The organism is Kibdelosporangium phytohabitans, from assembly GCF_001302585.1.
In the GTDB taxonomy this organism is placed as follows: domain Bacteria; phylum Actinomycetota; class Actinomycetes; order Mycobacteriales; family Pseudonocardiaceae; genus Kibdelosporangium; species Kibdelosporangium phytohabitans.
Map to the genome: position 1 here is coordinate 8909298 of NZ_CP012752.1, position 14191 is coordinate 8923488.

At 68.3% G+C, this 14191-nt stretch carries 10 protein-coding genes; 3 read left to right on the plus strand and 7 right to left on the minus strand.

Annotation, left to right across the window (positions count from 1 at the left end; genetic code table 11):
* Nucleotides 1-48 precede the first annotated feature (48 nt).
* The 5 genes from AOZ06_RS39690 to AOZ06_RS39710 form a co-directional block, all read right to left on the minus strand.
* Nucleotides 49-1065 carry a ParB/RepB/Spo0J family partition protein gene (locus AOZ06_RS39690; RefSeq protein ID WP_063810195.1) on the minus strand — a complete coding sequence of 339 codons (1017 nt, stop codon included), beginning with the start codon at nucleotides 1063-1065 and terminating at the stop codon, nucleotides 49-51.
* A gap of 51 nt (nucleotides 1066-1116) precedes the next feature.
* Entirely contained in the window at nucleotides 1117-2667 is a 1551-nt protein-coding gene (locus tag AOZ06_RS39695) for an acyl-CoA dehydrogenase family protein (protein ID WP_054294067.1), read from the minus strand.
* Between the two features lie 988 nt (nucleotides 2668-3655).
* Nucleotides 3656-6385, minus strand: a complete 2730-nt coding sequence (locus AOZ06_RS39700) for an ATP-binding protein (RefSeq protein WP_054294068.1) — start codon at nucleotides 6383-6385, stop codon at nucleotides 3656-3658.
* 117 nt (nucleotides 6386-6502) lie between these two features.
* Nucleotides 6503-7126 carry a dihydrofolate reductase family protein gene (locus AOZ06_RS39705; protein WP_054294069.1) on the minus strand — a complete coding sequence of 208 codons (624 nt, stop codon included), beginning with the start codon at nucleotides 7124-7126 and terminating at the stop codon, nucleotides 6503-6505.
* 91 nt (nucleotides 7127-7217) lie between these two features.
* A complete protein-coding gene (locus tag AOZ06_RS39710) occupies nucleotides 7218-7667 on the minus strand; it encodes a hypothetical protein (protein WP_054294070.1) in 450 nt (149 codons plus the stop codon).
* Nucleotides 7668-7924: 257 nt separating this feature from the next.
* Between AOZ06_RS39710 and AOZ06_RS39715 the strand changes: the two genes are divergently transcribed.
* Together AOZ06_RS39715 and AOZ06_RS39720 are read left to right on the plus strand one after the other, a co-directional pair.
* Nucleotides 7925-9247 (plus strand): MFS transporter, encoded by a 1323-nt coding sequence (locus AOZ06_RS39715; RefSeq protein ID WP_054294071.1) that lies wholly within the window; start codon nucleotides 7925-7927, stop codon nucleotides 9245-9247.
* Nucleotides 9248-9303: 56 nt separating this feature from the next.
* Nucleotides 9304-9891 (plus strand): FAD-dependent oxidoreductase, encoded by a 588-nt coding sequence (locus tag AOZ06_RS39720; protein ID WP_054294072.1) that lies wholly within the window; start codon nucleotides 9304-9306, stop codon nucleotides 9889-9891.
* A 157-nt stretch (nucleotides 9892-10048) separates the two neighbouring features.
* Here the strand turns inward: AOZ06_RS39720 and AOZ06_RS57210 are convergent, their stop codons facing one another.
* Complete coding sequence (locus tag AOZ06_RS57210; RefSeq protein ID WP_054294073.1) at nucleotides 10049-11380, minus strand: hypothetical protein; 1332 nt, start codon at nucleotides 11378-11380, stop codon at nucleotides 10049-10051.
* A gap of 797 nt (nucleotides 11381-12177) precedes the next feature.
* Nucleotides 12178-13047: a hypothetical protein gene (locus AOZ06_RS39730; protein WP_054294074.1), complete on the minus strand. Its 870-nt coding sequence runs from the start codon at nucleotides 13045-13047 to the stop codon at nucleotides 12178-12180.
* 642 nt (nucleotides 13048-13689) lie between these two features.
* On the opposite strand from AOZ06_RS39730, the gene AOZ06_RS39735 reads away from it, so the two are divergent.
* The gene (locus tag AOZ06_RS39735) at nucleotides 13690-14169 is read left to right on the plus strand and encodes a winged helix-turn-helix transcriptional regulator (RefSeq protein WP_054294075.1); all 480 of its coding nucleotides are present in this window, start codon (nucleotides 13690-13692) and stop codon (nucleotides 14167-14169) included.
* Nucleotides 14170-14191 lie beyond the last annotated feature (22 nt).

Here is a 14191-nt window from a genome sequence, read left to right on the forward strand (position 1 = left end):
TGAGAAACAGGACTACAGTCACACCAACCGCGAGGCGGGTTACATCGATCAGACGGGCGCGTTGCCGCGACGCCGGACCTGATCCGCGAACTGCTGCCACGCGGCGGCACACGCGGCAGCCAAGTCAGCGACGCCTTCGGCGCAGTGCGACGGAACGCCATCGACCATCCGGGACCACTGGTCCTGGTCGACCATGTGCAAGTTCAAGCAGCGCAACAAGGTTCGCCCCGCCTCAGTCAACCGCAGCGAGGGATCCGAACGCAAGGCCTGCAGGGTGGCCGCGTGGTCACGTCCAGCCATTTCGTCCACTGTGGATGAAACGGGGATGGCGTCGCCCGCGATCCCCGGTGTGGCGCGTTGTTTGGGCGGCACGGGGTCTTCACCGCGCAGGATTCGCCTGCGGACGTCGACCGCCGTGCCCAGTGAGATCCCGGCGGCCTTGGCGACCTCGCGCAGGGAGGCGTGCGGGTTGGCGGTCATGAGCTCGCCCGCGCTCCGCCTTCCCTGTGCGCTGCTGAGCGGGCGGATCCGGCCGTCCCGGCCCACCCTGCTGTTGAGCTTCGGGAGGTCGGCGCTGCGCCGCCGCCGGATGGCCGCGATCGTCTTGTCCGAAAGCCCGGTTCGCGCCGCGACGACCCGATCGGACCACTGTGGATGGGAGAACACGATGCGGACGACGGCGGCTTCCCTGTCCTCCGGCGACAACGGCAGGCCGTGGACCACGTTGGCCTCGACAGCGAGGACGAACGCTGCGTCCGCCGTCCCGTCGAACAGCCGGGCCTGGATCCGGTCGGCACCGCGCAGCTGGGCCGCGCGCAACCGGTGCGCGCCGTCGATGACCCGCATCGTCTGGCGGTGCACCACGATCGGCGGCAGATCCGTGCCGGACTCGGCCATCGCGTGCGCGCGGGTGGAGTCGATCCCGCTGAGCCTGGGCGAGTCCGCGGGGTTCAACGAGTCGATCGGCAGCGTCACCAACGGCATGGCCGCCACGCGAGCGTCGAACTTCCCGACGCGAGACGAGACCGCGGCATCAGCGGCCTCCCGGTTGTGTCCTTCGGACACCGTGCACCCCCGTTCCCCCGCCGTGTTGCCCCACCACCTGCTCCACCCTGCTCATCCCTGGTGTGCGCGCACCCGCAGCAATGAGTCGAGCCCGATCCGCGCGCCCGGCAGGCTCTGTTCGACGTCGCCGATGCGATCCGCGTATCCGGCGACGATGTGCTCCAGCTCCTCCGGCGAAGCGATCGTCAGCTCGGTCCCGCAGGCAGCCAGCGCCTGCTCGAAACGCTGCTCGACGAACTCCAGCGCCCACTGCTGCCCGCCGCCGCGCGCACGGACCGCAGCCACCGCGAAAGCCCACGTGAAGGCTTTTCCTGCCAGCGCTTTGCGGGCGTCCTTCGCCGCGTGGTCGCCGAGCGGGGAAGCTGGTCGCGCCTTCAGCTCGGCCACTGCGACACCCAGGCGGTCACCGACGTCCGCCGCGCCCGCGTCCCGCAGCAGATCACCGACGCGTTCGCCCTGGGTCGTCACCCGCGCTCCGAGGAAGTCCACCAGTGCCTCCGACGCGCCTTCGAAGATCCGGTAGACGCGGGCGTCCCGGTAGAGCTGCGCGGCCAGGTTCTCCTCGTCGTACCCGCGGCCGCCGTAGAGCTGGACCAGGCTGTCGACCGCACGGCCGAGCCACTCGGTCAGCAGGACCTTGGCGGCCACCATCGGTTCCATCTCCACCGGGTGGCCGTCGTCGAGTTGGGCGGCGAGCCAGTAGACGATCGCCTCACCGGCCTGCGCGCACGCCGCGAGCTCGCCGAGCGTGGCCAGGACGTTGCCGTGACCTGCGAGCGTGCCACCAGCGACCTTGCGCCGTGTTCCGAACCGGTGGGCCAGTCGCAGCACGCGTTTGATGGCGCCGAGTGACGCGGCAGCGATCGCGAACCGCGTCATCGTCATCGAGTCGACCGCGACAACCGCGCCCTGGCCCTCCTCTCCGAGGACGTTCACGGCGTTGACAGGGACACCGTCGAGGTGCAACCCGGTCTGCACCATGCCGCGCAGCCCCATCGACAGGTGTTCGGCACCCGGCCGGATGCCCCCGGCGGACATCGGTATCGCGAACGCGCCGATGCCGCCGGACCCGCCGTCGGGATCAGCCAGCTGGCTGATCACCGACACGACACCGGCCCAGCTGCCGTTGCCGATCCAGTGTTTGTGCCCCGTCACCCGCCATCCGCCACCGCGGGCAGGGGTCGCGGTGGTCCCGATGCTGGTGAAGTCGCTGCCGGCGTCGGGTTCAGTCTGCGCGTACGCGCCGTACACCCGTCCCGCGGCCAGCTGGGGCAACCACTCCTGCTTGAACTCCTCGGTTGCCCACTGCGCCACAGGGCGTGTACCCGGGAAGACGGAAGTCAGCACCCACGTCGCCAGACCGAGGTCCACCGCGGCGAGTTGCTCGAGCACCCGAGCGATGTCGGCCATGTGCATCGCCTGGCCGCCGAACCGCTCCTCGATGAGCAGGCCGAAAAGCCCTTCGTTGGCGAAGTCCAACGCCACGTACGGCGGGATGCACCGGCGCTCGTCGATGAGCCTCGAATTGATGCGCGTCGCCGCATACTGGCGCAACCAGTCGATCTGGGCATCGGCCCGACCGCGGCTGACGTCTGCGCTCACCGTGCGGTAACGCCTGCCGACCGACCACGGCGACCATCCTCGGGCAGACGTGGAACCCCCTAGCGCACCCATGATCCTCCGTCACAGCGAAACGACACCTGCCCCAACATGTCGGTCAACGTGAGTCCCGGACAGGACGTAGACCAGACGTTCTGGGAACGTTCCCGTCGGTGACGCTGCCCCCAGACCGATTCGATCACTCGGAACGCGTCGGCCCGCCGCTTCTCATCCGGCACGCTGGCCGCACAGCAGCACACTCAACGACGTGAAAGCCCTGCCACGACCGACAGACGGGCCACCACCTGCTTCTACGGCAGTCAGAATGGAACGGAGCTCGTTCCATGGGTTGGCGGTCACATGCACCAACCTGGTCGGCCGATCGTGACGAGCGCGACCTGTTCCTTCCGTTCCCTCAGCATTGCCTTGATCGATGACAACCCGACAGTCGTTCGAAACGCCAACGATGCGCACACGCAGGGCGTCAGGACCTCTTACCGCCGAACCTCAAGCACATCTCCATACCGTGCGTCCTCTAGCCCTTCGGCGGCCAGGCGGTCCGCGGTGCGAAGTTGCTGGCGCGTCGTCGTCCCGAATGCTTTGACACCAAGCGTTCTGGCGAGCCGTCGCTGCGCGAAGTCGTCTGCCCAAAGTGGTACACCTCGGTGCTTCGCTCTGATCGAGGGATGTCAAGCTCGTCGAGAGCAGCGTCTGCGACCGTTTGGGTCGCGGCGCCCGCACTGTCGATTTTCGCGAAGCGGGCAAGTGCGCCGGTTCACGGGTCGCTGGACCGCGATCGCTGCCCTTCCTGGTACCGGACCTGGTAGCGAGCGTGGAGAAGACAGACAGCGAACGACAATGCCGAGGAGCCCTCTCCCAGACCCGTCCTTCAGCATCGCCTCAGCACACAGCGCTGCCATCCGCTCACCAGCGGAACGCAGGGCGTGACGATCGCACCTGCGGGACCGCACCGAAAAGCGACGCTACCTGGTCACAGGGTGAGCCGGTGGAGTTCGGTTCTCTTGGTGATGCCGAGCTTGGGGTAGGCGCGGTAAAGGTGGTGTCCGACAGTGCGGGGGCTGAGGAACAGCTGGGCGGCGATGTCGCGGTTGCTGAGCCCGTCGGCCGCGAGCCGGACGACCTGGAGTTCCTGTGGGGTGAGCCGGGCGGCGGGGTCCCGGTCGTGTTGCCTGGCGACTGGCCGGTCGCCGAGTGCGGTCAGTTCGGTCCGGGCTCGCGCGGCCCAGCCGTGGGCGCCGAGCCGTTCGAATCCGGTCAGCGCGTCGGTCAGGTGGCTGCGTGCGTCGGTTCGGTGGCGTTGGCGGCGTAGCCATTCGCCGTACAGCAGTGCGGTTCGGGCGTGGTCGTATGGCCGGTCTGTCTCGTGGTGCAGCCGCAACGCGGCGTCGTAGTGCGTTCGGGCACCGGGGCCGGTGGCGAGCAGCGCGTGGCAACGGCGGGCCAGCGCGATCGCGTGCGGTTGCCCGGTGTGCTCGGCCCAGTCGTCCAAGGCGGGCACATGCCGCGCGGCACGGGAAACCTGGCCGCTGCGCACCGCGGCTTCCACGTGATCCGGGACGGCCCGGACGAGGAAGTCCTGCCGCGCCGGCCCGGCACACACCGCGTCGAGGGCGTCGGTCGCCGTGTCGAACTGGCCGCGGCCGAGATCGAGCAGGCCGAGCGCCCAGGTGGCCATGGCGGCGTTGGTCGGGTGCCTTGCCTCGTTGCCGAGAATGATCTCGGCGTGCGATCGGCAGGCGCCCGCGTCGTCGGCGACTGCCGCCAGCCAGGCCGGGATGGCGTTCATGATGAGGGTTTGGGTTTGCTGACCGAGGTCGGCGGACACCGTCATGGCTTCGGCCACAGTGGTCCCGGCGTCACGGAACCGGCCGCGGAGCAGCTGGGCGATGGCCAGCGGTTCTTGTGCGTAGGGCAGCCAGCCCAGTGCGCCCTGGTGGCGTGCGTCGGTGGCCAGTGCGTCGAGCAGGTCGGTCGCGGCTTGGTCGTCGGCGACGATGAGGGCCAGATATCCGGCCAGCAACCGCTCGACCATTCCGTGGACGTGTCCGTCCCTGGCGGCGTCGACCAGCTTCCGCATCCCGGTGACGGCCGATCGGGTGTCGCCCGCGAACAGGCTGCCCAGCCCGAGCATGCCGTCCACCACCGGCCGCAACGCGGACTGGGGTGGTAGCGACACCGTCGCCAGTAGTTGGGCGGCCCGGCGGATCAGGGAGTGCGCACAGGCGTCCTTGGCACAACCGATCGCGTCGGTGAGGATGGACACGGCCTGCTCGGGGTGGGAACCGACGATGGGCGCGGTGCCGTCCAACATCAGTGCGGCGGCCGCGGCCGGGGTGTCGCGTTCGTAGGCCACCTGCGCCCGGATCCAGGCGGCCTCGGCCTGCACGGACGCGTCAGTGCTGACGTCGGCGGCGTCCGCGGCGAGTCCGGCGGCCCGGTCGAGCCAGCTGACGTCGTATGCGGCTCTGGCGGCGCCGATCTGCCGCCGTGCCCGCATGTCCGGGTCGGTGCTGAGCTGGGCGGCGCGATCGAGCGCGATCGCGACAGCAGCCGACCCGCCCCGCTGCCCCGCGCGCAGGGCGGCCTGGTCGAGCGCGTCCGCGGCGTTCGCGTCCGGGCCCGTCGCAGCGGCGGCCAGGTGCCAGGCGCGACGGTCGGCGTACTGGTCGCTGGTCAAGGTGTCGGCCAGTGCCCGGTGCGCGGACAGTTGCCAGCCGCGCGGCGCGCCTTGGTGGGCGGCGGCCCGGATCAGCGGGTGCCGGAACACGACCGTGTGGGCGGACACGGTGAGCAAGTACGCCTTCTCGGCCGGTTCCAGGTCCGCGGCGGTCAGCCCGAGCCGTTGCGCGGCGCTCAACAGCACGGTGAGGTCAGCGGTGTCATCGGCCGCGACCAGCACGAGCAGCCGCTGAGTCGGCTCGGGCAGCTCACTGATGCGGGCCCGGAAGGCGTCCTGGATCTGTTCGGCGACCGGGAGCGGCTCGACGGGCAGGGACCAGCCGTGGTCGTCGCCGTGGCGCCGGTCGGTGAGCGCCGCGGTGAATTCGATGATGGCCAGCGGGTTGCCTCTGGCCTCAGCGAGCACCCGGGCCCTGGTCGCGCCTGCCAGGCCACGCGCGTGCTCGTTGAGCATGGCGATCGCGCTGTCGCGGCCCAGGGCGGGCAGGACGACCGTGTCGATGCCCTCGGCCGGGAAACGCCCGGTCCCGTCCCGGACGGCGAACAACATGGCCACCGGTTCCTGCCGCAGCCGCCGGGCGGCGAACAGCAACGCGTCCGCGGATGCCCGGTCGAACCACTGCGCGTCGTCGATCAGGCACACCAGAGGCCCGCCACCGGCCAGTTCGGACAGCAGCGACAGCGTGGCGGCGCCGATCAGGAACCGCTCGACGGTGCCGGCGCCGACGAGTCCGAAGGCGGCCCGCAACGCCGTGCCCTGCGGCCCCGGGAGCGCGTCGACGTGCTCCAGGTACGGGTGCAGCAACAGGTGCAGCCCGGCGAACGGAACCTCGACCTCCGACTCGATCCCCACCCCGCGCAGCACCCTCAGGCCGGCACTGCCCGCAGCGGCGTGATCGACCAGAGCGGTCTTGCCGATTCCCGCCTCGCCGCGGATCACCAGTGCACCGCCGGTTCCGTTGCGGGCGGCGGCAAGCAGACTGTCGATCCGGGCCTGTTGCACCGATCGCCCGAAGATCACCCGTGCACAGTAACAACTCCCGCCGGCGCAGGGGCTCGCGCGAGGCACACCGCGCAACGCTGTCGATCTGCGGGCCCCTGCGCCCGGCAGTCACCGAACGCCACTACTGCAAAGCGGTCACTCGCCGGGGCGCTGGTAATGCAGTGCGACCGCCCCGGATGACGGAAAAGCCGTGGCACTGGCGAGTTGCCACTTCGACGCGTAGTCGTCGGGGAGCACCCGGCGCCCGCTGCCCAGAGTGGAGGGCACCACGGTCAGGTAGAGGTCGTCGATCAGGTCCGCCCGCAGCAGAGTTCGAATGATGCTGGCACTGTTCAGGACGAGAATGTCCCGCCCGGGCCGGTTCCTGAGCGCGGCGACCTCCGATTCGACGTCCGCCGAGACTCTCGCGTTGGTCCATTCCGACTTTTCCAGGTCCTCCTGCGTCAGAGTGGTGGAGAAGACGACCTTCTCCACGGTCGCCAGCCAGTTGCCGAGATCGCGAGTGCGTGCCGAACTGCTCGGGTCGTTCGTGATCGCCGGCCACACGGACGTGAAACCCACCCAGTTCGTCCTGCCAAGGACCGCGGTACCCACACCCCGCCAGATCCCCTCGTAGTAGATCTCGCTCTGCCCGCTCGAGATGTGGTCCATTGCCCAGCTCATGTCGTCTTCGGATCCGGTGCTGCTGTATCCGTCCATCGACACGGTGACCTCGGCGCCGACCCTGCGGCCCGCCCGAGCGGGGGTGACTTCGGACATGTGACTCTCCATCTTCTCTTCTCCCGCACCACGAGCATGTCTCACACAACGTGATCGCCCGGGTACGAGGACTACCACTGGGAAGGTTCGGCTACCGGTCCGCCGGCGCGACCCGGGTGCTCGTGGTCTCGTAGCCGCCACCGCCCGGGTAGACCCACGCTCCGGCGAGGACGTCACCGGCCTCGTCGAACGTCGACCGCATGTACGCCGGTGAGCCCTTCTCACCGCCCCAGATGGTCAGGACGTCTCCCTCCAGTTCGTAGACGTAGTCCAGCGTGTCGCCCTTGTTCCCGTAGAAGCGGCTCTTGATGTCCGCACTGGCCTGCTCGGCGCCGAACGGGCGTTCCCGGCCGATCACCTCGATGCCCGTGATCCGCTCGCCGTACTGCTCGAGGTCGATGTCCTGGATCAGGAAGTGGCCGCCTTCCAGCCAGCGGTAGGTGACCGTGCCCTCGGCACCGCCGGTGACCTTCCACGTGCCGACCAGCCGATCCAACGCGGCCAGCCCGGCGTCCTGGACCAGGCTCGTGTTCTCGCTCATCTCGCAGTCACTCCTCTCGGAACCCGCCGCGGACGCGGCGGCGTTGCTGATCGGAAAACTACGAGCGCGGCTATCAGTACCCGCATCGGTCGAAGTACTGGCGGCAACCTCACCACTGCCTCGGTCGGCTGCGTCGTATCCGTCACGCGAGCGGTGTGATCGCAAATTTCTTCAATACTGCCGGTCACCTGTGGTCGATGCTCGGAGCCATGGTCAGCCTTGCTCGTTTCGCAGCGACCGGTACCCGCCGAGGTCCGATGTTGGCTGTCCTGCTCACGGGACAGGTCATGGTCTCCATGGACGGGTCGATCGTGTCCGTGGCTGCGCAGACGATTCGTGCCGGGTTGCACGCGAGCGACGCCGAGATCCAACTGCTCGTGTCGAGTTACCTGCTGACCACCGGCGTGCTGTTCGTCACCTGCGCACGGATCGGTGACGTCATCGGATACCGGCGCGCGTTCCTGGCCGGACTCGGCTGGTTCACCGGTGCCTCACTCCTGTGTGGACTGGCTCTCGACCCGGCCATGCTGGTGCTCGCCCGCATCGCTCAAGCGCTGGGTGCCGCGCTGCTGATGCCGCAGGTGTTCTCACTCGTCCACCGCCACTGGGAAGGCGCCGAACGCCGCAGGGCGATCGGCGTGTACAGCATGGTCCTCGCACTGGGAGTGGCGCTCGGCCAACTGATCGGGGGACTGGTCGCCGACGTCGACCTGTTCGGTCTGTCCTGGCGGCCGGTCTTCCTGATCAACGTCCCGATCGGCATGATCGTGCTGTCGGTCGCTTCGCGTGTGCTGCCGAGCTCGCGTACCGACGAACACGCTCGCCTCGATCTCGCCGGTGTCGCGCTGTTGACCGTAGCCATGACCGCGCTCACCCTCCCGCTCATCCTCGGCCGCGACCACCAGTGGCCCACCTGGGCGTGGATCACGCTCGTGTGCGGAGCGGTGCTGTTGGGCGTCTTCGTCCGATACGAATCCACGGCACGACAACCGGTGTTCGACCTCGCGGCGCTGAAACCGAAAGGAGTCAAGCCAGGGCTCGCGGCATGCTGCATAGTCATGGGTTGCTACACCGTGTTCGTACTCACCCTGACGCTGCACCTGCAGTCCGAACTCGACTACACCCCGCTGCAAACGGGACTCGCTTTCGTGCCGTACGCACTCGGTTTCGGTGCGCTCAGCCTGAGTTGGAACCGTTGTCCACCATGGCTGCAGCGCGCCATGCCCATCGTCGGCCCACTGATCTTCGCCGCGGGGACGACACTGGCCGTGCTCCTCGTCCGGGCGGACGGGGCTGCGTGGGGTCACCTCCCGATGCTGCTGTTGGCCGGCGCCGGACACGCCGCCGGGTACAGTCCCCTGATCGCACAGGTCACCTCGCTGGTGAAACCCCGGTTCGCTTCGGCTGTCTCAGCCATGAACTCCACTGGGCCCGTGCTCGCCGAGGTGATCGGTGTCGCGGGCCTCGGCAGCGTCTACTTCGCCACGTCCTCATCCGCTGACGGTCTGCTCCTGGTCGTCGCAGCAGTCGCGGTACTCCTGGTCATCGCGACCACGTGCGCGGCAGTGGCGACCCGGTGAGTGATCCGGCACGGAATTGGAGTCTCGAGCCGAGCGACGACAATGGGAAGAACGGGATGGCGAGCGAGGAGAGCATGAACCAGGACATCGTGGTCGTCGGTGGCGGCATCATCGGCAGCGCGATCGCGTACTACCTCGCGCGGCCCGGGCCTGCGGATCGAGTCAGGGTGCTGGAGCCGGATCAGGACTACGCCTTCTCCTCCACCCCGCGCTCCGCGTCCGCGATCCGGGGGCAGTTCAACCTCGGCGTCGACGTCGCCATGTCCCGCCACGGTTACGCGTTCTTCAAGCGTGCGACCGAGAATCCCGGTGTGGGCGATGAGGAGGTGGACATCGCCTTCGAGGATTGTCCGTACCTGACGCTGTGCGCGCCTGACGGAGTAGCCCGGCTGCGCGGAGCGTACGAACGCCAACTGCGCAACGGTGCAGACGGGTGGTGCTGGATGACGGACAGCACCTGGCCGCCTCGGTCGCGAGCAACGCGTCCGGCGCGCAGGCGGCACACGTGTCCGTCATGGCGAACATCCCACTGCCCATCGAGGCGCGCAAGCGGAAACCCGTGCTCTGTGCGCCGCCCCGACGCCAGGCGGGCGATCCCGATGATCGCACCGCATCGGCAGTGCCCCTCACCGGCAGGACGGTAAGGCCGCCACCGCCGAACAAACCCACGTCACCGGTGGGCCCGGCGTCTCGCGGATACGTAAGGAGAGCGCCTCCTGCGGCGGTGAACCTGGCGAACAAGTCCACCGCCACACCGCGACTAGGCCCGCCTGGGGTTGCCCTGGTGCCGGACCAGTGTGGTCAGCAGGAGCAGACGCCACCGTTGTTGACTCCGGCGACGCCGTTGGCGCCGACGATTCCGTTGGCACCGAGGACGATGTTGATGACGTTCACGCCCGTTCCGCCGTTGATACCTCCGGAGTTACCGACCCCACCGGCACCCAGCGCGCCGCCGAGACCGCGAGCTCCACCGGGTCCGGCGCAGCCGGTGCCACCGTTGCCGCCAGCGCCACCGTTACCACCCTTGCCACCGGTGGCGGTGATGTTGTCGGCGCCCGCATCGCCGTTGACGGTTCCGGAGTTACCGATCCCACCGGCGCCACCGGCACCGCCGACGCCGCCCGCGCCGCCAGGCTGGGTAGCACTCATGCCGTTGCCGCCCTTGGCTCCGAGGCCGCCGTTGCCACCGAGGCCGCCGGTGGCCTTGAGCACGTCGGCGCCGTCACCGCCATTGACGGTCCCGGAGTTACCGACGCCGCCGGCACCACCGGCACCGCCGATGCCACCCCCGCCGCCGCCGTAGCCACAGCCGCCGACACCACCAGCGGCACCCAGACCACCAGCGCCACCGATCGCGCTGACCGTGTCCACGCTCGCATCAGCGGCACCGCCGTTGATGGTCGCGGAGTTACCGACGCCGCCCGCACCACCAGCGCCACCGATACCGCCAGCGCCCGCTCCGCCACCGGTCGCGCCGCTGGAGCCACCGACGCCACCCAGGCCGCCGTTGCCGCCCTTGCCGCCGGTGGTCGTGATCGTGTCGCCTCCGAGACCGCCGTCGATCGTCCCGGCGTTGCCACCGCCGCCAACACCACCGACTCCGCCGTTGCCACCCGCGCCTCCGGCACCGCTGGCGAGACCAGTCCCGCCGTTGCCGCCGTTGCCACCGTTGCCGCCCAGGCCGCCGGTCACGGTGATCGTGTCCGTGCCCGCACCGCCATCGATGATCCCCGTGCTGCCGACACCGACACCGCCGGTGGCCCCGACACCACCGTTGCCACCAGCGGTCCCGGCCGGGGTGCCCACGGTGCCGTTCGCACCCGGAGCACCGGTAGTACCAGCGGCGCCGGTCACCCCGGTGACCCTGATCGTGTCGTTGCCGCCCAACGCGTTGACCGTGCCGTTGACAGGGCCGCCGGTGATGGTGATGAGATTGGCATTACCGGTACCGGTCAGCGTTTCACCAGCGGCGATACCGGCGGTGCAGACGAAGTTCTCGCCGGTTTGGGTGCACCCGACCGGTTGGGCGTGGGCCGTTCCCGGGGCCGCCAAGGCGAATCCGGCTATGGTGCCCAGGCCGATCAAAGCCTGGCCGACCCTGCCCGTGATTGTGCTGTGTGCTGTCGATCTCATGAATCAACTCCACCCGTGGGGTGGGTCCGGGCCGATGCCACGAACCCCGGGGAGTGGTGTGGTGACCGGGGGCTGGGGTCACTGCCCGGTGCCGCTACGAGGGCACCGGATTCCACCAACACCCTTCGACGCCATAGCCTCCACCTCGCCGAGCCTGATCAGAAGACGAACAGCGACCGGCCACCCGAACGCCACCCCGCTTACCCACAATGCGAACCAACCGCTGCCACAAAGTCATTGCCCCTTCTCCGAAGGACACCCAGATTGAGGAATAGTCGCCGTCCGGCGAAATTCAGTCGACGAGTACAGAAAACCGAAACCCGGTCGACGTGCCACTCGAATCCTGAACCATTTCGCCGATCGGCGACATCGACCACCGACAAGTCGCATTGCCGAAACCGACGAGCACAGAAGAACCCAACTCGTGTTGATCCCCGCCAGCAGAAACCGCTTGGCGATGTCGAGTTGCTGTTGACTTCACCGGCACCGTTCCCGTAGGTCGACAAAATCGTGACAACGTCACTGCGACCGGGCGCACCCGCACGGAGAAAGGCACGACCTCTCGCCAGGTGTGCGGCCTGGCGAGAGGTCGTGCCGGGTTGGATTCTGGGGTTAGAGCGGCAGCAGGGGCCGGACGACAGCGCTGGCGGCGCCGATGATGCCCGCCGCGGCGCCGTTGACGATGCCGACCACGGAGTCGATCAGGCCGCCGATGATGACGATGCCCATGAGGAGTGCTCCTTACAGTGGGATGAAACAGATTCAGGCTGTCCGCCTGGCGGGATTCGCCCCGGGGGTCACCCGGTGCAGTTGGGGACCGCGGGGGCACTGCCGACGCAGTTGTTGGCGGTGTTGGCCGTGATCGGCGTGTTCGTGGTGGTCATGGTGCCGCCCTGGCGGTAGACGCCACCGGCATTGCCCAGCGTCAGCAACGCGTGGTTGTTGGTCACGGCAGTCTGGGTCAGGGTCGTCGCGGTCGAGTTCACCGCGGAGATCCCGCCACCCCGGCCAGCACTGTTACCGGTGACGAACAACGGACTACCGGTCACCCCGGTGACCGTGAGCGTGCCACGCAGTCCGTTGTAGACGGCGCCGCCGTCACCGAGCAGGGTCAGATTGCCCGACAGCGGGCTGTTGGTGAACGTCGCCGCGGGCGCCGTACCGGACGGAGTGTCCACATTGGCCAGACCGCCACCGTTACCCGACGCGGTGTTCCCTGACAGGGTGCTCCCGGTGAGGGTGACCGCACCGCGGTTGAGGATGCCGCCGCCATGACCGAGCACGTTGCCGCGGGTGAACGCCACCCCCGTGGTGAGCGTCAGGCTACCAGTCGGGCCGACCTCAGCGATCCGGAACAGACCCAAGCCCAGCAGCGAGGCGTTGGTGACCGTGGCCGGGCCGATCATCTCGATCGGGGTCGTGATCACCGGCAACGCGTTCACCGCGCCACCATGACCGGTGCTCATGCCATACGTACAGCCTCCGGCCAGAACGAGGGTGTCGGAGATAGGAGTGGAGTTGGCCAGGTCCACCGCCGCGACCAACGCGTTCTCACTACACGCCACCGGGATCGTGATGGCCTGAGCCGCCGGAGCGAGAGCGACCAGACCTCCGGCGGCGATGGTGGTCGCGAACAGGCCCTGGACAACGGCGCGAATGCGTCGCATAACGCCTTCATTTCCTGAAACACAATAGCGGGTGACCCGATTCGGCGCGGCACGCCAGCAGGAGCGACAACGCACACGCCGACCCGATCAGTGGGGTGGCTGCGTAGGATGCCTCATCGTAAAAAAACCTCGGCTCATGATCCGCGTCCGCAAGTGTCGCGGACACATCACGCACCGAGGTCTGGGGCTAATGCCAACATAGCCCTTCACCCGGATGATCGGTACCCCACTACCCCAAATGGGCGTACTCAACGGTGTCGTCGCAACGCACGGCACTGTCCTCGCTCCATAAGCGCCCAACCCGTCACGCCCGGTCAGGGGACAGCAGCCGGTCCCAGACCCGCGTTGACGTCACAGTCGGCGCTATGGTGATGGCCTGCGCATGCGGCCTGAGCCGCGCGCCAACTCGTCCGCCTGATGTTCGCGAGGACGCCCCGCCGGGCCTGGAAACGTTGCGATCGGACAGTTTCGAGGGGCGCATCCGAACACCTTCAAACTCAGGCATTATTTAGTCGCAACGACATTTACATCAAGGAGGAGTAACGGCCGCAGCGTGCCCCACTCCCTGTGTTAGCTTGATGCAAGTGGCTGATAGATCGTCTGCGACGAACAGCTTCCACTTGGCGGTGAGGGGAACGTTCGATGCTGGGCCGAACCTACGACGGGCAGAATTGCTCGGTCGCACGTGCACTGGAAGTGGTCGGCGAACGCTGGAGCCTGCTGATCATCCGCAACGCCGTGTTCGCCGGGTCGACCCGGTTCACCCAGTTCCAGCGGCAACTCCGCGTCGCTCCCAACATCCTGTCCAACCGGCTGGCCAGATTCGTCGAGGCGGGGCTGATGCGAACCCGGCCCGTCGCGGGCGACAGTGACTTGCACGAATATGTTCTCACGCCCCAAGGCCTTGACCTGCAACCCGTGATCGTAGCGCTCGCTGAGTGGGGTGACCGGTGGGCCGCACCCCAAGGACCACCGGTCATCTTCGTACACGACGACTGCGGCGGCACGGTCCACTCATATCTGAACTGCGAACGCTGCCACGCCGAACCGAACCCGCCCGAGGTCACGACCCGGCCGGGCCCGGGTGCGAACAAGGCCTCCGGTAAGCCAGCCAGGCGTTGACCAGTACGGATTTCCCAGCGAT